At 63.1% G+C, this 19442-nt stretch carries 18 protein-coding genes; 8 read left to right on the forward strand and 10 right to left on the reverse strand.

Annotated features, from left to right (window positions below):
• Positions 1–15 precede the first annotated feature (15 nt).
• The 6 genes from ABIE18_RS20195 (at position 16) to ABIE18_RS20220 (ending at position 7302) form a co-directional block, all read left to right on the forward strand.
• Positions 16–1641, forward strand: a complete 1626-nt coding sequence (locus ABIE18_RS20195) for a LuxR C-terminal-related transcriptional regulator (protein ID WP_499724315.1) — start codon at positions 16–18, stop codon at positions 1639–1641.
• Positions 1642–1791: 150 nt separating this feature from the next.
• On the forward strand, positions 1792–2904 hold the full coding sequence (locus ABIE18_RS20200; RefSeq protein WP_499724316.1) for a class I SAM-dependent methyltransferase: 1113 nt from the start codon (positions 1792–1794) through the stop codon (positions 2902–2904).
• A gap of 71 nt (positions 2905–2975) precedes the next feature.
• Complete coding sequence (locus tag ABIE18_RS20205) at positions 2976–3617, forward strand: GntR family transcriptional regulator (RefSeq protein ID WP_499724317.1); 642 nt, start codon at positions 2976–2978, stop codon at positions 3615–3617.
• 44 nt (positions 3618–3661) lie between these two features.
• Positions 3662–5182 carry an MmgE/PrpD family protein gene (locus ABIE18_RS20210; protein ID WP_499724318.1) on the forward strand — a complete coding sequence of 507 codons (1521 nt, stop codon included), beginning with the start codon at positions 3662–3664 and terminating at the stop codon, positions 5180–5182.
• Positions 5182–6087, forward strand: a complete 906-nt coding sequence (gene prpB, locus ABIE18_RS20215) for a methylisocitrate lyase (protein ID WP_499724319.1) — start codon at positions 5182–5184, stop codon at positions 6085–6087. The genes ABIE18_RS20210 and prpB overlap by 1 nt, the downstream gene beginning before the upstream one ends.
• A 75-nt stretch (positions 6088–6162) precedes the next feature.
• Complete coding sequence (locus tag ABIE18_RS20220) at positions 6163–7302, forward strand: bifunctional 2-methylcitrate synthase/citrate synthase (RefSeq protein ID WP_499724320.1); 1140 nt, start codon at positions 6163–6165, stop codon at positions 7300–7302.
• Positions 7303–7414: 112 nt separating this feature from the next.
• Here the strand turns inward: ABIE18_RS20220 and ABIE18_RS20225 are convergent, their stop codons facing one another.
• The gene (locus ABIE18_RS20225; protein WP_499724321.1) at positions 7415–7909 is read right to left on the reverse strand and encodes an 8-oxo-dGTP diphosphatase; all 495 of its coding nucleotides are present in this window, start codon (positions 7907–7909) and stop codon (positions 7415–7417) included.
• A gap of 74 nt (positions 7910–7983) precedes the next feature.
• On the opposite strand from ABIE18_RS20225, the gene ABIE18_RS20230 reads away from it, so the two are divergent.
• Positions 7984–8769, forward strand: a complete 786-nt coding sequence (locus tag ABIE18_RS20230; protein ID WP_499724322.1) for a hypothetical protein — start codon at positions 7984–7986, stop codon at positions 8767–8769.
• Positions 8770–8777: 8 nt separating this feature from the next.
• On the opposite strand, the gene xerD is transcribed toward ABIE18_RS20230, so the two are convergent.
• The 9 genes from xerD to ABIE18_RS20275 form a co-directional block, all read right to left on the reverse strand.
• Complete coding sequence (gene xerD / locus ABIE18_RS20235) at positions 8778–9737, reverse strand: site-specific tyrosine recombinase XerD (RefSeq protein WP_499724330.1); 960 nt, start codon at positions 9735–9737, stop codon at positions 8778–8780.
• 2 nt (positions 9738–9739) lie between these two features.
• Positions 9740–10402, reverse strand: coding sequence for an NUDIX domain-containing protein (locus ABIE18_RS20240; RefSeq protein ID WP_477516482.1), 663 nt, complete (start codon positions 10400–10402; stop codon positions 9740–9742).
• 35 nt (positions 10403–10437) lie between these two features.
• The gene (gene pyrG, locus ABIE18_RS20245) at positions 10438–12183 is read right to left on the reverse strand and encodes a CTP synthase (RefSeq protein ID WP_477516481.1); all 1746 of its coding nucleotides are present in this window, start codon (positions 12181–12183) and stop codon (positions 10438–10440) included.
• 146 nt (positions 12184–12329) lie between these two features.
• Positions 12330–14069, reverse strand: coding sequence for a DNA repair protein RecN (gene recN, locus ABIE18_RS20250; protein ID WP_499724323.1), 1740 nt, complete (start codon positions 14067–14069; stop codon positions 12330–12332).
• Positions 14070–14072: 3 nt separating this feature from the next.
• Positions 14073–15131 (reverse strand): NAD kinase, encoded by a 1059-nt coding sequence (locus ABIE18_RS20255; protein WP_499724324.1) that lies wholly within the window; start codon positions 15129–15131, stop codon positions 14073–14075.
• Between the two features lie 13 nt (positions 15132–15144).
• On the reverse strand, positions 15145–15957 hold the full coding sequence (locus ABIE18_RS20260; protein WP_499724325.1) for a TlyA family RNA methyltransferase: 813 nt from the start codon (positions 15955–15957) through the stop codon (positions 15145–15147).
• 3 nt (positions 15958–15960) lie between these two features.
• On the reverse strand, positions 15961–16224 hold the full coding sequence (locus ABIE18_RS20265; protein WP_499724326.1) for a hypothetical protein: 264 nt from the start codon (positions 16222–16224) through the stop codon (positions 15961–15963).
• A gap of 9 nt (positions 16225–16233) precedes the next feature.
• Complete coding sequence (locus ABIE18_RS20270; protein WP_499724327.1) at positions 16234–17220, reverse strand: HAD-IIA family hydrolase; 987 nt, start codon at positions 17218–17220, stop codon at positions 16234–16236.
• On the reverse strand, positions 17213–18073 hold the full coding sequence (locus ABIE18_RS20275; protein ID WP_499724328.1) for a hypothetical protein: 861 nt from the start codon (positions 18071–18073) through the stop codon (positions 17213–17215). Before ABIE18_RS20275 ends, ABIE18_RS20270 begins: the two co-directional genes overlap by 8 nt.
• Here ABIE18_RS20275 and ABIE18_RS20280 point away from each other — a divergent pair.
• Positions 18026–19123, forward strand: coding sequence for a hypothetical protein (locus tag ABIE18_RS20280; protein WP_499724329.1), 1098 nt, complete (start codon positions 18026–18028; stop codon positions 19121–19123). The two genes, ABIE18_RS20275 and ABIE18_RS20280, sit on opposite strands and share 48 nt — an antisense overlap.
• Positions 19124–19442 lie beyond the last annotated feature (319 nt).

Consider the following 19442-nt stretch of genomic DNA (forward strand, 5'->3'; position numbering starts at 1 on the left):
ACCCGTGGAGAGCCCATGTCCCAACAGCTGCAGCAACTTTCCGAGGCCCGCGAAGCCTTTGCCCGTGGGGAATGGGACGTGGCGCGCCGACGCCTGGAACGGGCAGCCGAGGACGCTCCACTCAGCTCGCCGGACCTTGAGATCCTGTCCCGTTCCGCCTGGTGGCTGGGAGACGTTCAACGCTCCATGTCCCTCTCGGAGGAGATCTTCCATCGCCTGGATGACGACCACCAGACGCAGGCCGCGGCCCGGACGGCACTGACGCTGTCCATGCAGTGGGGCATCCGCGGCAACCTCGCAGTTTCTTCGGCGTGGCTCAATCGTGCGCACCGCCTGCTGGAGAATATGCCCGAGGTGCCCGAACACGGCTATCTGCTCTACCTTGAGGCCAATGACGCAATGAACCTCGAAGGGGATCCAGTTCCGGCCCTCGCCGCCTCGGTTTCCCTCAAGGAGATGACCCGGAAGCACGATTCACCCGAACTGGCCAGCTTTGGGTACATGTTGTCCGGCTTGGCGGCGGTTCGGACAGGACAGTCCGCACGAGGATTCCAGGACCTGGACGAGGCCATGCTGCCCGTGATGGCGGGGCAGGTTCCGGCTGAGTGGGGCGGAGACATTTACTGCTCCATCATCCACCTCTGCTACGAGATGGCAGACTTCGCACGGATGCGCGCTTGGACCGACGCGCTGGCAACGTGGTGTGCAGGGCTGTCCCAATCCTTCATGTACAGCGGGATATCGCGCGTTCACGAACTTCAACTGCTCGGCACTGAGGGCAATTGGGAACAGGTTGAGGCTGAGATGCCCCACGAAGCCGAGCGCCTCAGGAATGCCCACGGCTGGATCGCCGCGGACGGCTACTGTGAGCTGGGTGAGGTCCGTCGGCGCCGTGGCGACGTGGTCGGCGCAGAGTCCGCCTTTGCCCTGGCCCGCGGGCTGGGGCTGGATGCGCAACCAGGACGTGCCCTGCTGCTTGCCGATGCGGGAAAGACAGAAGCCGCCATAGAGGCCCTTCGGGCTGCCTTGGCGGACCGCGGAACCTTGGGGAGGGCCGGCCTTCTCTTGCCCCTGGTGGAACTGCTGGCTCCCCGGGATCCCGGCGCGGCGGCCACCCATTGCCTGGAACTTGAACAGACCGCCGCTTTCTACAAGACCCCCGGTTTCCTGGCCTGGGCCCACCATGCGCGTGGTGCCGTGCTGATGGAGGAGCGGCGTTGGACTGAGGCGATCAATGAGCTTGCATCCGCAGCACAGACCTACCGCTCCCAACACATGCGCTATGAACTGGCACGGATCCACGAACGCCTGGCAACTGTCCGGGCTGCCCTGGGTGAAACCGGACGCGCAGAGGCCGAGCGCGCCACCGCGGCCGCCATCCGGAACCAGCTAGGCGCCAAGCACATCTCCTGGACGCGGCCTGCCCAGGAGCCTGGCGGCCTGACGTCCCGGGAAGTGGAAGTACTGGGCTGCGTCCTGGCTGGTTCCAGCAACAGGCAAATTGCCAAGTCGCTGACTATTTCAGAAAAAACAGCCGGACGTCATTTGGCCAACATCTTCACCAAGATCGGCGTAACTTCCAGGACGGCCGCCGCCGCTTGGGCGCACCAGCACGGGATCTCCGAGCGGCCTGGAGCGTAGCTGCCGTTCCACCGGGTCCTGCATGGTTCGACCCACGCTCGGTCGAAAAAATGCAGAAAATGCCCGAAGAAGCTCATGGGTCCTGAATCTACCGTGGGGATTGGGACAACAGGCCGGATCCACCGGCCCCCTGAAGACCAAGGAAATGCCATGGAGACCACCCAGCCCGGGAAATATGAAACGGCGACGACGCCCCGAATGTCACTTGAAGAGGCGAGGCAGGAAGCGGCGCTGGAAGCAACGGGACGGTTGATTGACATCCTGAACAGTTCATCCATCGGACTGCTCATTGCCGTGGGCCATCAAACCGGCCTGTTTGAGACCCTTGCGTCGCTGCCCCCTGCGACAAGTCAACTCGTGGCGGACGCTGCCGGCCTACATGAGCGTTACGTCCGCGAATGGTTGGGAGGGATGACGACCGCGGGATTCGTGGACTATGAACCCAGCGATTCCACGTATTACCTTCGGCCTGAATTTGTACCGGTTCTGTGCGGGACCGGAACGGAAAACCTGGCCCGGACACTGCAGTATCTCACACTGATGGGCGAGGTGGCCCCCAAGATCGTCAGGGCTTTCCGGGAGGGCGGTGGAACAAATTACAGCGACTACCCGCAGTTCCACCACATCATGGCTTCCGAAAGTGCCGCAGTGAACGACGCCGCGCTCCTGGACGCAATCCTCCCGTTGAGTGGCTGCGAAGGTGACTTGCAGGCAGGAATCGCCGTGGCCGATATTGGCTGCGGCGAAGGCCATGCAGTAAACCTGCTAGCCAGCACATTTCCCCACAGCACCTTCACCGGCTACGACTTCGCTGAGGAGGCGCTGACTGTGGCCAGAGCCGAAGCCGCCGCATTGAAACTTCCCAACGTCCGGTTCGTGTCCAGGGACGTAACCCAGCTTGAGGAAGAAGGCCGGTACCACCTCGTGACAGCCTTCGACGCCATCCACGACCAAGCGCATCCTGCGCAGGTCCTGGAGAATATTCACGAGGCGCTCAAACCCGGTGGAACATTCCTTATGGTGGATATCAACGCGTCCAGCAACCTGGAAAAGAACGCCGATCTGCCGTGGGCTTCCTTCCTTTACACCATCTCCACTTTTCACTGCATGGCCGTCTCGCTGGGACAAGGCGGGCAGGGGTTGGGAACCGTGTGGGGCAAGGAGCTGGCAGCGGCCATGATCCGTGATGCCGGGTTCAGCAGCGTGGAAGTCAAGGAACTCGAGGAAGACCCGTTCAACGTGTACTACGTTGCAAGACGCTAGTGATGTATACATAGATCAAAAATTGAACCTTTTTTGGTGCATGAATCGAGGTTTATGTATACACTGGGGTTATGCGCGCCAGTGATCGGGCCTATGCGGCTCTTCGTGAAGACATCATTGAGTGGCGTCTGCGGCCGGGGACGGTGCTGGCGGAGGTGGAGCAGTCCGAGCGGCTGGGGGTCTCCCGCACGCCGGTCCGGGAGGCGTTGGGCCGGCTGACCGCGGAGGGATTGACGACGGCGGCTGGTGGGCGCGGTGTCGTCGTGACGGATATTTCGCTGGACAGCATCGATGAGTTGTTTGAATTGCGCGAAACGCTGGAGGTCAGGGCCGCGGCGTTGGCCGCGCAGCGCGGAGAGCCGGGCGTTTTCGCCGAACTGCATGCCCAGTTGCTGGGGGCTCCGGATCTGCTCAGCGATACCGATCCTGCCCGGCACGAGTATTACGCGTTGGTGGGCCGCCTGGATGAGGCCATCGACGCCGCGGTCTCCAACTCCTACCTTGCCCAGGCCATGCGGGGCCTGCGGGTCCACCTGGTCCGGGTGCGGCGGCTGGCGGCCGATGACGCCGCGAGGCTCCGTGACGCGGCCGCCGAGCATGCCGCGATTGCCGAGGCGATCGCCGCAGGGAATCCGCGGCTGGCCGAGGCCGCCACCACCCTTCATCTGCACCGAAGCCTCACCCACGTCAAGGCCGCTCATGTGGCCCGCTGAACACCCTCACTAGCCCGCTGAAACCCCTCAGTAGAAGGAGCACCATGGTCAAGAACCACCACGTCCGCGTGTACAAGTCCGAAGAGAACCTCCCGCGTGAGGAACAGCTCGCGCACAAAATCGCCGTGGTCGCCGCCGACCCCGTCGACGTCACCGCCGAGGTCACCGACATGGTGATCAACCGGATCATCGACAACGCCTCGGTGGCCATCGCCTCGCTGAACCGCGCCCCGATCATCGCAGCACGCGCCCAGGCCCTGACCCACGCCCCGTCCGCCAACGGCAGGGGTGCCCGCGTTTTCGGCATCAGCGAGCGGGTCTCCCCCGAATGGGCGGCCTGGGCCAACGGGGTGGCCGTGCGTGAGCTGGACTACCACGACACGTTCCTGGCCGCGGACTACTCCCACCCCGGAGATAACATCCCGCCGATCCTCGCCGTCGCCCAGCACGTGGGTTCCAGCGGCAAGGACCTGGTCCGGGCCATCGCCACCGGGTATGAGATCCAGGTGAACCTGGTCAAGGCCATCTGCCTGCACAAGCACAAAATCGACCACGTCGCCCACCTTGGCCCGTCCGCAGCCGCCGGCATCGGCACGCTGTTGGGTTTAAATGTTGAGACGATTTTCCAGTCCGTGGGCCAGGCCCTGCACACCACTACCGCCACCCGGCAGTCCCGCAAGGGCGAAATCTCCACGTGGAAGGCCCACGCCCCGGCCTTCGCGGGCAAAATGGCCGTCGAGGCCGTGGACCGTTCCATGCGCGGGCAGACCTCCCCGGTGCCGATCTACGAAGGCGAAGACGGCGTGATTGCCTGGATGCTGGACGGCCCGGACGCTTCCTACGAAGTGCCGCTGCCGCTGCCCGGGGAGCCCAAGCGCGCGATCCTGGACACCTATACCAAGGAACACTCCGCCGAGTACCAGGCCCAGGCCTGGATCGACCTCGCCCGCAAGCTCAACAAGGAGCACCCGGAACTCACGGACCCGGCCAACGTGGCCTCGGTGCTGATCAAGACCAGCCACCACACCCACTACGTGATCGGTTCCGGCGCGAACGATCCCCAGAAGTACTCCCCCACCGCGTCACGCGAAACCCTGGACCACTCCATCCCATACATCTTCACCGTCGCCCTGCAGGACGGCACCTGGCACCACGTGGATTCCTACGCCCCCGAACGGGCAGCACGTCCGGACACCGTGGAACTCTGGCACAAGGTCACCACGGTCGAAGACCCGGAATGGACCCGCCGGTACCACTCCCTGGACATCGCGGAGAAGGCCTTCGGCGGCACTGTTGTCATCACACTCACGGATGGGTCGGTTGTCACGGACGAGATCGCCGTGGCCGACGCGCACCCGCTCGGTGCCCGGCCGTTCGCCCGCGAGCAATACATCAACAAGTTCCGCACCCTCGCTGCCGGTTTGGTAGAGGAAGCCGAAATCGAAAGGTTCCTCGCCGCCGTCGAACGCGTCACCGAACTCGGCCCCGGCGAACTGGACCAGCTGAACATCACCGCGGCCCCCGGCGTGATCGACCCCGCCGCAGCACCGAAGGGACTCTTCTGATGCTGTACTCCAAAGTCACCCCCGAAAAGAAACGGCTGAAACTCCGTGAGTTGCTGGCTTCCGGGACCGTGCAGCAGTTCCCGGGGGCGTTCAACCCGCTCTCGGCTCGGCTGATCGAGGAGAAAGGCTTCGCCGGGGTGTACATCTCCGGCGCGGTCCTGGCCAACGACCTCGGCCTGCCGGATATCGGACTCACCACGCTCACCGAGGTGGCCACCCGCGCCGGGCAGATCGCCCGGATGACGGACCTGCCCTCCCTGGTGGACGCGGACACCGGCTTCGGTGAACCCATGAACGTCGCCCGCACCATCCAGGAACTCGAAAACGCCGGCCTGGCAGGCTGCCACATCGAGGACCAATTCAACCCCAAACGCTGCGGACACCTGGACGGCAAAAACGTCGTGGACATCGACACCGCCACCAAACGCATCCGCGCCGCAGCAGACGCCCGCCGGGACCCGAACTTCCTCATCATGGCCCGCACAGACATCCGCGCCACCGACGGCATCCACGCCGCCCAGGACCGTGCCAAAGCCCTCGTCGACGCCGGCGCCGACGCCATCTTCCCCGAAGCCATGGCCGATTTGAGCGAATTCCAGGCCATCCGCGACGCCGTGGACGTGCCCATCCTGGCCAACATGACCGAGTTCGGCAAAAGCGACCTCTTCACCGTGGACCAACTCCAAAGCGTCGGAGTAAACATGGTCATCTACCCCGTCACCCTCCTGCGCATTGCCATGGGCGCTGCAGAGCGTACGCTGGAATCGATTAAGGCTGCGGGGACCCAAGAGGCACAAGTGGAAAACATGCTCACGCGTGCGCGCCTCTATGAACTCGTGGATTACGAGGCATACAACCAGTTCGATACCGGCGTATTCAACTTCCAGGTTCCTGGCATCCGCTAGGTCCGGGAATCACCAAGGGGAAAGCAGGCACTCCCGCAAACCGGGGCGCTTGCATAATGAACGAAGGAGTTCAGCATGGCTGCTGAAGACATCAAAAAAGGCCTTGCCGGCGTCGTGGTGGACTACACCGCCGTCTCGAAGGTTAACCCGGACACCAACTCGCTGCTCTATCGCGGCTACCCGGTCCAGGAACTGGCCGCCAGGTGCAGCTTTGAAGAGGTTGCCTACCTGCTATGGAACGGCGAACTGCCGGACGATGGCCAACTGGCTGAATTTGTTGCCCGCGAACGCGCGGGACGTGCCCTGGACCCGGTGGTCAAGTCAGTTATTGACACGTTGCCCACCACTTCGCACCCCATGGATGTCTGCCGTACAGCAGCTTCCGTCCTGGGAGCCCGGCACGAACTGGCCGAAGATTCATCCCCCGATGCCAACATGAAGAAGGCCATCGACCTCTGGGCTGCCATGCCTTCCGTCGTCGCCTATGACCAGCGCCGCCGCCGCGGCCAGGACGTGGTGGAACCGCGGGAAGACCTGGACTACTCGGCAAACTTCCTGTGGATGACCTTCGGCGAAGAAGCAGTAGTCGAGGTTGTGGAGGCTTTCAACGTCTCGATGATCCTGTACGCAGAGCACTCCTTCAACGCCTCCACCTTCACAGCCCGCGTGGTCACCTCCACACTCTCGGACCTGCACTCGGCCGTGACCGCTGCCATCGGCGCACTCAAAGGCCCGCTGCACGGCGGCGCCAACGAGGCGGTCATGCACACCTTCGACGAAATCGGCATCCGCAGCGAAGAATCCATGGAAGAAGCCGCAGTACGGGCCCGGGCATGGATGGAAGACGCCTTGGCACAGAAGAAAAAGGTCATGGGCTTCGGGCACCGCGTCTACAAGCACGGCGACTCCCGTGTGCCCACCATGAAGGCCGCCCTGGACAAAATGATCGCCCACTACGGACGGCCCGAACTCCTGGGGCTCTACAACGGACTCGAACAAGCCATGGACGAAGCCAAGGCCATCAAGCCCAACCTCGATTACCCCGCCGGGCCCACGTACCACCTCATGGGCTTCGACACCCAGACGTTCACCCCGATCTTCGTCGCCAGCCGGATCACCGGCTGGACTGCGCACATCATGGAACAGTTCGCCTCGAACTCCCTGATCCGTCCGCTCAGCGAATACAACGGACCGGAAGAGCGGCACGTGCCGTAGCCTCTTGGCGCCTGGCCGCGCTGGAAGCATACGACGGCGGGGGAAGCATACGACGGCGGGCTGGTCACCGAAAGGTGACCGGCCCGCCGTCGTCTGCTGGAAAGCCTGCTTTCTAGTCGGTTCCGACCCAATCGATGGTGTGCACTTCGGCCACGCTCTCGTTATCGGCAGCCAAATCCACTCGAACTGCGATCCGCTGCCCCGAAATCATCGCGGGCAGCCAATGCTCGGCGTCGGCCCACATGCGTTCCACCGGTAGCTTGGCCACCGGGAACCATTCCGGCGCAATCTCCTCGCTCTCGGACGGTTCGCCTACCCAAGCACGCGTCAGATACACGGTGGTGTACATGTTCCATTCGGGTCTGGCAGGAAACACGAAATCGATGATGCCGGCGGGGATGAGGTCTGCGGCTTGGACCACCACGCTGATCTCCTCCAGGACCTCGCGGCACACCGCCTGCAGTGCGGTCTCCCCCGGCTCCACATGCCCACCCACGCCCACCACTTTGCCACGCCCAAAACCGGTCTTCTTGGTACCGAGGAGGACGTGTTCCCCGTCCGCTCCGTCACGGAGAAGGAAGCACAGTGTCACATGGGCTGCTGTCATGCTGCCTACCTTAACCCGATCTCGTGTACCAGGGCTGCCATTGCCACAGTCAGCCCAATTGCTACAGTGAGCCCATGAACGAAGGTGGGGGCGAAGCGCGTGCGGAGACACAGGCACAGTCGCAGGCCATCAACCATGAGGTGAAGTCCCAAGCCGGGGACGATGTCGAAGCAGCTCCTGTGGCCGAGGCCCCATCACACACCAGAGCCGGGCAGGAGCGCGACGCCTGGGTGCCCCGTTGGGTGGTAGCACATCCGCTCTACGCCGGCTGGGCGTGGACGGTGGTGTGGGCCGGACTCATTGTTCTGGATGAAGTGGTGGACCTGGCTGGATGGACTTGGTATCTGCTGGTCCTCGTCGCTGCCCTGCCAACCCTGCTGTCCACGCTGGCCGTGCTGCATGCCACGCCTCGCAGCCACCTCAAGGCAGTGGACGCCACTGTCCTGGGCCATTTCTTCGTCCGCTTCCTCGCCCTGGTGGTCGCCTTCATGGTGTGGGCTGCCTCCGTGGTGATGAGTGCTTCCATCTCGACCACGGTGCAAACCGTCATCGGCGACTCAGAAAAGGAGGTGACCGCACTCGGCTTCAACCTCATGCTGGCTTCAGTCCCGCTGGTGCTTTCTGTCCTGTGGATGGCGTTCATCGTGCGGTGCGCCTGGTTCCTCCGGCGGCTACGCGGTTGGCGGCAAATACCGTTGAAGACGCGGGTACCCAAAAAGTTCCTCAAGGGACAGCCGCGGCTGAAGCGGGTGGTGGTGGGGCTGGCCCACCCGGGGCTCTTGCTCGTGGCCGGTTTGGGGACGTCGCTTCTGGCCTTGTTCGTCGATGCCGTAGAGCTGACGGTCAGCGTGCTGGACTAGCGGCAAGATCAGCCGAGCGCCCTGGGATGGGCAGCAGCGTAAACTTCCCGCAAAGTATCGGCCGTGACCAACGTGTAAACCTGGGTGGTGGTCACCGATGCGTGCCCCAACAGCTCCTGGACTACGCGTACGTCAGCCCCGCCTTCCAGTAGGTGCGTGGCAAAAGAGTGCCGCAAGGTGTGTGGCGACACATCCTTGGTGATGTTTGCCTTCTCCGCAGCAGTCTTGAGGATTGTCCAGGCACTTTGCCTGCTGATCCTGCCGCCCCGGGCGTTCAGGAACAAGGCGGGAGTGCCCTTGCCCTTGGAAGCGAGCAGCGGCCTGCCCCGGACCACATAGGCCCCGACGGCGCGTGCACCGTAAGAGCCCAAAGGAACCAACCGCTCCTTGGAACCTTTGCCGAAGAGCCTGACGATTGCAGGTTCGCCACCGGCGTGCTCCAGGGATACATCGTCAACGTCCAGCCCTACGGCCTCGCTGATGCGTGCACCGGTGGAGTAGAGAAATTCAAGCAATGCCCGGTCCCTCAGCCCGGTCGCAGAGTCCGAACCCGCAGCTTCAAGTATCCGCGTTACTTCACCAATGCTGATGGCTTTCGGAAGCCGTTTGCCCGGCATCGGCGGGTGGACATCGCTGGCGGGATCCGACGTCGTGGTTCCTTCAAGGGCCCAAAACTTATGGAGCCCCCGCACGGCCACTATGGTCCTGGCGGCAGAGCGGACGCCGAGGGCCGCAGCCCCATCGGAGCCGTCGGACAAGGCTTGGGCAAACGCGGTGACATGATGCCGTGTAACGTCTTCGGGCCGTTCCGCGCCTTGACCAGCCAGGAAGTTCGAATAACGGGCAAGGTCACGGCGATAGGCAGCCAAGGTGTTGGCGGCCAGGCCACGTTCCACCCCGACGTGCTGGAGGTAGTCCGTAACTCCGCGATCGATGCCGTTGGCGGTGCGGGTGGCGGCCTCGGCCATTCTCAGCGCTGGCTCGGGTGCGCGGGCCACGGCGCGTCAGCGGGGCGAAGGCTGGAAAAGCCATCGGCCTTCGCGGCGGCGGCTGCAAGGATTCCCAGGACCGCGGACGGATTATGCAGGCGCCCCTCAAGGACGGCTTTCACGGCGTCGTCGAGCGGAATCCAGTGGAACTCAATTTCTGACTCTTCGTCCGTGCGGACATGCAGGTCAGCCTCGGGAACAGCACTCAGCCCACGAGCCAGATAAATGCGAACAGCTTCGCTGGAGGATCCCGGAGAGTTGAAGAAATCCACCAGGACATTCCAGGTGGCCGCAACAAGATCAGCTTCCTCAGCGAGCTCCCTGGCAGCACCCGCCACGAAATCCTCGCCCTCAACGTCCAGCAAGCCGGCCGGGATTTCCCAGAGGTCCATACCAACGGGGTGCCTGTACTGCTTCAGGAGCAGGATTTCGCCGTCAACGTTCATCGGCAGCACGGCCACCGCCCCAGGGTGGTCGATATAATCCCGGACCAGGGTGTCCGTATCCTCGCTGAGCTGGAAGGCGTCGCTGACCACATCCCAGATACGGCCTTCGTAGACCTTGCTGGTGGACAAAAGACGGCGCGGGCTCGGCATATCCGAAACCTGCCTTGAGGTGCTGGGGGTTTCAGAAATGCCGGGCATCGCGCCGTCCTTCGTTAGTGCTTGCGTTTTACCGTTTACTTGGCAACTACCGCGCGGGCACCGGTGTTGGTTCCCACAACGGCGCCTTCACGGCGCTCCAAGGCAGCCTTCACGAGGCCTGCGAAGAGCGGGTGCGGGCGCGTCGGGCGGGAGCTGAGCTCCGGGTGTGCCTGCGTAGCGACGTAGTACGGGTGCACTTCGCGGGGAAGTTCAACGTACTCAACCAGCTTGCCGTCAGGAGAGGTACCCGAGAAGACCAAGCCCTCTGCCGCGATCTGGTCACGGTACTTGTTGTTGACCTCGTAGCGGTGGCGGTGGCGTTCGCTCACTGATGTGGTGCCGTACGTCTCTGCGACAACGGAGCCCTCGTCCAGCTTGGCTTCGTAGAGGCCCAGGCGCATGGTGCCGCCAAGGTCTCCCTTGCCTTCCACAATGTCCAGCTGCTCTTCCATCGTGGCGATGACCGGGTACTTGGAGTCCGGCTCGAACTCACTGGACGAGGCGCCTTCCAGGCCAACCACGTTGCGGGCGTATTCGATCACCATGCACTGAAGGCCAAGGCACAGGCCCAGAACCGGGAGCTTGGATTCGCGGGCAAACTTCAACGCGCCCAGCTTGCCCTCAAGTCCACGGATGCCGAAGCCGCCCGGCACGCAGATGGCGTCGACGCCGGCAAGGGACTTGGTGGCCCCAGCAAGGGTCTCGCACTCGTCAGAGGGGACCCAGCGGATCTTGACCTTGGTTTCATTCGCGAATCCACCTGCGCGGAGCGCCTCGGTTACCGAAAGGTAGGCATCGGGAAGATCGATGTACTTGCCCACCAAGGCGACTTCGACTTCGTGCTTGGGGTTGTGGACGGCTTCGAGCAGCTTGTCCCACTTGCTCCAGTCAACGTCCTTGAACGGCAGGTCCAATGCACGGACGATGTAAGAGTCCAGGCCTTGGGAGTGAAGCGTCTTGGGGATGTCGTAGATGCTGGGTGCGTCAGCGGCGTTGACCACGGCGTCGATATCGACATCGCACATGCGGCCAATCTTCTCGCGCATGGCGTCCGGCACTTCGCGGTCCGAACGGATCACGATGGCTTCGGGCTGGATACCGATGGAACGAAGGGCTGCCACGGAGTGCTGCGTGGGCTTGGTCTTCAGTTCCTGGGAAGGACCGATGTACGGAACCAGGGAAACGTGGAGGAAGAAGACATTGTTCCGGCCGATGTCCTGGCGCACCTGGCGGGCCGACTCAAGGAAGGGCTGCGATTCGATATCACCAACCGTGCCACCGATTTCGGTGATGATGACATCCGGAGCGTTCTTGCCTTCGGAGGGAAGGCGCATGCGGCGCTTGATTTCATCCGTGATGTGCGGGATGACCTGAACGGTATCTCCGAGGTATTCACCACGGCGTTCCTTCGCGATGACCGTGGAGTAGATCTGGCCCGTTGTGACGTTGGCCGAACCTTCGAGGTTTTCATCGAGGAAGCGCTCGTAGTGTCCGATGTCGAGGTCGGTTTCGGCGCCATCATCAGTCACGAAAACTTCGCCGTGCTGGAAGGGATTCATCGTGCCCGGATCCACGTTCAAATAAGGATCGAGCTTCTGCATAGTTACAGACAAACCGCGTGCCCGCAGCAGGTGGCCGAGGCTGGAAGCCGTCAGACCCTTACCGAGCGAGGACGCCACACCACCGGTGACGAAGATGTGTTTGGTCGTCTTGGACGAGCCCGGGAACCGGGAATTTACACGGGAATTTGATCGCTGCACCACGGAATTCGAGCTTATCATCAATTACGCCTTCCAAGCGTTCGTCCGGATTCCCCAAATGGTCAATAGTTGCCCAAGACCATGCCTGCAATCAAGAGCCGGGCGGGACCAAGTGCACGGATGTGATAGTGGTCGCAGTCCGGCTCCAGCCGCGTGCCCGGAATTTCCTAGGCTCGCTGGGGAAGCAATTTCGCGTCGTCCAACAATTCCTGCGCGTGCGCCTGGGCAGATTCTGAGTCTTCCTGCCCTGCCAACATACGGGCAAGCTCCTTCACGCGCTCGTCGTCGTCCAGCAGTTGCACATCGCTGGAGGTGAATCCGGTGGACGTTTTTCCGTCGGCGCCCCGCACCGAGGTTTTGGTAACCCGGATGTGCTGATCAGCGAAAGCAGCAACCTGCGGCAGGTGCGTCACTACGAGGACCTGGACGTGGCGGGCCAGCATGGCCAGCCGGCGCCCGATCTCGACGGCGGCCCGTCCACCTACTCCGGCGTCCACCTCGTCAAAGACGAAGGTAGGAACAGGATCCACCGCAGCGAGCACTACCTCGATGGCCAGCATCACCCTTGAGAGTTCACCGCCGGAGGCTCCCTTGCCCAGTGGGCGCGCCGGAGCACCGGAGTGTGGCTGGAGGAGGAAGGCGATCTCGTCGGTTCCCCAGGGGCCAAGCGATCCGCTGTCCTCTATTTGGATGATCAACGTGGCATCCGCCATGGCCAATGCCTTCAACTCTGCACTCACGCGGGCTGAAAGGTCCTTGGCCGCCTTGAGCCGGGCCTTGGTGATCGCTGCGGCCTGCTTGCGCAGGGTAGCTTCGGTCGAAGCCACCTCGGCATCCAAGGATTCGATGCGGCTTGAATCGTCTTGCAGCTCGTCCAAACGCATCCGGGCCGTGGCCGCCCACTCCAGCACTTCATCGATGCTGGGGGCGTACTTGCGGATCAGTTTGGCCAGGGCGGCGCGGCGTTCCTCGATTTCAGAGAGCCGTTCCGGGCCTTCGGTGTCCAATGCGGCTTGGTAGCTGGACAAGTCAGCGGCGATATCGTTCAGCAGGAAGCCAACTTCTGCAAGGCGTGCAGCAGCGGCTCCCAGCGCCTCATCATGTTCTGCAACGTGCTCCAGCGTCCGCTTTGCCGCGTCCACCATCGATGTGGCGTCGCCGGCATCGCCGAATTCCTCGGCAATGAGCGACTCATGTGCCGCTGCCGCTGCAAGCCGGAGTTCCTCAACGTTGGCAAGCTTCACGGCCTCAGCCTTGAGGGTCTCATCCTCACCAGGCTGGGGATCTACGTCATCGATCTCTTTGAGCGCCGCGGCCAGCGACTCCGCCTCACGAAGCCGTTCCCGTGCTTCGCTGCGAAGGGTCTCCAGCTCTGCCTGAATGGACTTCCAGTGGTTATACAGGTCCTGGTACTCCCCCAGGACCTTGGCCAGCGGTGCACCAGCGAAGCGATCCAGGGCGTGTCGCTGCGCGGTGGCGCTTTTCAGCCGGATCTGGTCCGACTGGCCGTGCACCACCACCAAGCTCTCGCCAAGTTCGGCCAGAACCCCAACCGGCGCCGCCCGTCCCCCAACGTAAGCCCGGCTGCGGCCATCGGCACCAACGGTGCGGGCAAGCAGGAGTTCGGCGACGCCGTCGAACTCCTCAGCCTCGCCGCCGGCCTCCTTGGCACGCTCCACTGCGCTGTGCCCTGGATTAAGCTTCAAGACTGCCTCGGCGGAGGCAGATTTGGCGCCGCTCCGGACGGCGCCGGCATCCGAACGGGCACCCAGGAGAAGCCCGACGGCGGTCACCACCATGGTCTTACCGGCACCAGTTTCACCGGTAACGACGCTGAGGCCGGGACCTAGCGGCAGGGCGGCATCGGTAATGACACCGAGGTCACGGATTCGGAGTTCTTCAAGCATGCTTCACTTCGCATTCGTGGGGTCGGATGGCTCACCGTGCCCCGGGTTCAGGGATGTTTCGGCGTCCCGGGAATCACTCGCGTCCCGGGGAGTGGGCAAAGGAGCCGGTGAAAGGGTTCGGATCACGGGAATGGGGCCCGTGTGGACTTCCCCTGACCGGGGAGCCGGACCGCGCCAGCCGTGGATGGGGAGTTGGAACTTGCGCACAAGCCGCGCCGAGAAAGGAGTCCTGTGCGTCCGTGCCAGTCGTACAGGCGTGGCTGAGCGTGTCACCTCGACACGCGCTCCCGGAGGCAAGTCAACGGAGCGCCTGCCATCACACCAAAGGACGCCCAAGGCATCCGTCCGGTTCATGATTTCCACAGCCAGCTTGGATCGCGGAGACACCACCAAAGGTTTGGCAAAAAGGGCATGGGCGCTGATCGGCACAATGACGAGCGCTTCCACTTCAGGCCACACCACTGGCCCACCAGACGAAAACGCATACGCCGTTGATCCTGTTGGAGTCGCAAGGACCACGCCATCACAGCCGAACGACGTCAACGGGCGTTCATCCACCTCAGTGACGACTTCGAGCATCCGTTCCCGGTTGGCCTTCTCGATAGCGGCCTCGTTCAGGGCCCAGGTATGCCAGATCTTCTGGCCCTTGATCCACACCTGGACATCGATGGTCATGCGCTCTTCAACGGTGTACTGGCGGCTCGCGATCCACTCAACCGTCTGGGCAAGGTCAGCACGTTCGCTCTCTGCAAGGAAGCCCACGTGGCCCAGGTTGACGCCCAGCAAGGGAACGTCCACCTCCCGGACCAGTTCTGCCGCGCGCAGGATGGTTCCGTCGCCACCCAGAACCATCACCAATTCCACGTCTTCCAAACTCACGTCGTCGTGGAGGATCTCAATGGGGGTATCAACGGCACCAAAGAAGCGCTCGACATCTGCCAATTCTGACTTCTGAAGGACGGGCACCAGGCCCGACGAGTGCAGTTGCGTACAAGCATCCCACGCCGCCCGGAGCGATTCCTCCCGCCCTGTGTGGGCAAGGACAAGTACATGCCTGCTCATCGGGTTCTGCTTTCTAGTCGTTTGGCCAGAGGTTCTTTATCAACGCAGCAACGTCCTCGTCCCGCTCTTCGATCTTAGGCAACACAGCGGACATCCTGCGCTTCATCCACAGGAAGTACTCAACATTTCCGTCCTGGCCCGGGAGTGGACTTGCCGCCAGGCCATGAAGTTCCAGCCCGGCATCCACTGCAGCGCGGGCCACTTGGGCCACCGCCCGGCGTCGTTCATTCTCGGAAGACACGACGCCCGTGCGGCTTAGCCGTTCCTTGCCGACTTCAAACTGCGGCTTGACCATCAGGACAAGGTCTCCGCCAGGTTCCGTGCAGGCAGCAAGGGGGCCCAGGACCAACGTCAGCGAAATGAAGGACAGGTCTGCAACGGTCAGGGCCGCGGTGCCGCCGATCTGGTCCGGCGTCATGTACCTGACATTAAGCCCCTCATGGACCACCACCCGGGGATCATTGCGAAGGAGCGGCACCAGTTGGCCGTGCCCGACGTCGACCGCCACCACTTGTGCCGCTCCTTGCCGAAGCAACACGTCAGTGAAGCCGCCAGTGGAGGCTCCGGCGTCGAGACACCGCCGGCCGGATACGGCGACCCCCGGAAACGCGGCCAGCGCGCCCGCCAGCTTGTGCCCGGCGCGGCTCACGTAGATGTCCTCAAGGTGGGATTGGACGGTCAGGTCTGTACCGGCGTCCACTTGCTGGGCCGCCTTTGCGAAGACAACCCCGCCAGAACTCACCTTGCCGTCGCTTATGAGCTTGGCAGCATGCGTCCGGGACCTCGCCAGCCCACGCGCGACGAGTTCCTGATCAAGTCTTGCCATTCGCTAATTCTCGCCTTCCGGGCGGGTACGAGGGGTATCCCGGTCCGCAGCGGGCGGCAGGCCAGGCTCAGCATCCAGAGCCTCCAGGAGGGAGTCATGAATTGCTGCGTACAACCCAGCATGATCGGCCACCGGAGCACCATGAACGCCCTCCAGCAAGCTGAGGGCACGGTCCACCGGGGCGTCGCCGGTGGAATCGAGAGCCTCCGGCCAGTGCACAGCGGTCCGTTCAGCCTCAGCTTCCGGGAGGTTGTTGGGCTCAGTCATCGCACCAGTCTAATGAGTTCGCCATTCCAGCTGCGGCGCTTGGGCCACGGCAGTGTCCGGAACCGCAGCCCACCATGCCGCACACGCCGCCCGCCACGCGTCGAGGTCATCCTTATCCCCCGTGAGGGTGACCTTCCCGTCCTCGGCAATTGCTGATGCTGCACCGCAGCGGTAAGTGCCGGCGTCGCTGACGATTTCCGGGTAAGGAGCGTAAAGGTCTCCCAAGTCCGCCAGAAGGTAGTCCGGACGCTCTTCTGTCCGTGCAGCCAGAATCGTTAGCGTCGTATCGACGCCGGTGAGTACCGCCGCCGTCGCAAATCCAGCACGGTTGCCGCCCAGGATGTCCGTATCCAAACGGTCCCCCACCACCAAAGGGCGATCAGACTTCAAGCGCTTGGCAGCAGCGTGGAACAACGGCGCTTCGGGTTTACCGGCCACCAACGGCGTCTTGCCGGTTGCGGCCGCCACTGCGGCAACGAGAGTACCGTTGCCAGGAGCCATACCGCGTGCCTGCGGGATGGACATATCCGTGTTGGTCGCGAACCATTGGGCGCCACCGGCAACAACATAGGAGGCCTCAGCGAGGTCCTTCCAGCCGATCTCCGGGTTGAAGCCCTGGACAACAGCCACCGGCGACTCCGCTGCACTATGCACGGGCTTGAGGCCCACCAGTTCGATCTCATGGGCCAACGCCGCACTGCCGGTAATGAGCACGTGAGCCCCCGCCGGCAGCATCGAAGCAAGCAACTCCCCCGCGGCCTGCGAAGAGCTGACCACCTGGTGATCCTCCGCAGGCGCCCCGAGTTCCCTCAAGTGCGCGGCAACCTGGGCGGGAGTACGCGAGGCGTTGTTCGTCACGTAACCCAACCCGACGCCTACCGTCTCCAGGCGCTGCAGCGACTCCACAGCGCCGGGAATGGCATGGGGACCTGCATAAACGACACCATCAAGATCGGAAAGAACCGCGTCAAAGGACGAAATGAGTGAATCAGCCATGCTGGGAGTCAGTGCCCTGTTCCTCGGTGGGTTCCGTGTGGGATACGGATTCGTCGGCTTCTGTTTCTGCTTCTTCTGCTTCTGCTTCGTCAGCCTCTTCTGCTGAATCGATGTCCGATTCGGCGTCGTCCGACTCGAAGTAATCGGACTCTGCATCATCGATGTCAACGTCGTCGTGTTCGGCATCTGCAGCAGCCGCCTCGGCGATCACTGATTCGCTTTCCGGCCTAACGACGTCGGAATCCTCGCCGCGCTTCTCGAAGCGCGGCTTCCGTGCAGCTGCTGCTTCTTCCTGCTCGTCCCAGCCGAGATCAAGAATTTCCGGTTCCGCGAAGTCGCCAACACCCAAGGCATTCTCGGCTACCAGTGCCTGACGAGCCCATTTATCGGCTTCCTCAGTGCGACCCACAGCCGTCAGCGCTTCCGCATACGCACGGAACAGGCGGGGGCTGTAAGAGAACGCCCGGTTGATATCCAGCTGCGGGATCTCAAGCTCAGCAACAGCAGCATCAAGCTGGTTGAGGTCCGCGCGGGCGCCCGAAGCCACAATCGCCAGCTCTACCTTGCCCGGAGCATCCAGGTCCTGCGCTTCAGGAGACCGGACCATGTCCAGTGCACGGTCAGGGCGGCCAAGGCCACGCTCACAGTCCGCCATGACGGGCAGGTGAACGTTGGATCCGCTGATACGGCGGTACGTACGGAATTCGCGCAGCGCTTCGCCATAGTGACCCGCAGCGTAAGCCGTCAAGCCAACAGCTTCCCGGACAGCCGAGAGCCGGCCACCCCTACGGCTGGCGGCCAAAGCATGCTGGAAGGCCAACTCCGGCTCGATGTCGATCAGGCGACCGGCCATGACCAAGTGCTTCGCCACCCAGCCTGCGCTCTGCTCTTCGAGGGTCTTGATCTGATGCCCGGTGGCGCGGTCAAGTTCCTTACCCGTGACATCCTCATCGATCTCGGGAGAACGTTCGCGGTCAGGGCGGTTGGCGCTGCGAATGTCCTTCGCGTTGGGAACCCGGGCCGGGCGCTCTTCCCAGGAGTTGGCACGGTCATTGTTGAAGGGACGACGCTCGCCACCACGCTCGGGACGGTCGCCAAACGGCTTACGCTCGCCACGGTCGTTGCTGAACGGACGACGCTCCTCGCCATCACGACGCGGCCCATCAAAGTTCCGCGGGCCACGCTCAGGGCGGCTACCGAAGGGCTTACGCTCGCCACGGTCGTTACCGAACGGACGACGCTCACCTCCACGCTCCGGACGGTCACCGAAGGGCTTACGCTCGCCACGGTCGTTGTTGAAGGGACGACGCTCACCATCACGGGCCGGACGATCAGCGCGGTCACCACGGTCGCCGAAGGGCTTACGGTCACGATCGCCGCCGAAGGAACGACGCTCGCCATCGCGGGGCGGGCGGTCGCCAAACGGCTTACGCTCGCCACGGTCATTGTTGAACGGACGACGCTCACCATCACGCGCCGGACGATCAGCGCGGTCACCACGGTCGCCGAAGGGCTTACGGTCACGATCGCCGCCGAAGGAACGACGCTCACCATCGCGGGGCGGGCGGTCGCCAAACGGCTTACGCTCGCCACGGTCGTTGTTGAACGGACGACGCTCACCATCACGCGCCGGACGATCAGCGCGGTCACCGCGGTCACCGAAGGGCTTACGATCACGATCGCCACTAAAGGAACGACCCTGCTCATTGCCGTCGCGATTCTCCCTGGAACGGAATCCGCGAGGATCTCCACCGGAGTTGTTGTTGGGGCGGAAAGAACCGCGGTCACCGCGATTCCCGCCAAAGTTCCCGCGATTGCCGTCGCGATTGCCGCCGTTGTGCTCAGCCATGGTGGATTCCTCCTGTTGCGAGCCGACCACTGGCGCGTGCGTAGTCGCTCATAACCCTTATTTCGTTGTCACGCCGTCTGCAGCACTGGGCTGCCGACTCGTATGTCTTATGCAATTCTAGGCGACAGCGCCTCAGGCGCCGAACGTCAGGGCACCTCCATGGGCGCCCCGTGGCAAGTCTCACAGCGTTGTTGGCTCTGCGTCTTTTGGGGGTTAAATGGGGGAAGCCCCGGCCGTGGTGGTCGGGGCTTGGTTGGTTCCAGCGTCTTTGATTGTCTCGTTAATGTGGGAGACCCCCCGTCCCTTGGTGGGTTGGGGGGTCTCGACCTAATGTGTGTCCGGCGGTGTCCTACTCTCCCACACCCTCCCGGGT

The sequence above is a fragment of the Arthrobacter sp. 2762 genome, assembly GCF_040548745.1.
Classification (GTDB): Bacteria; Actinomycetota; Actinomycetes; order Actinomycetales; family Micrococcaceae; genus Arthrobacter.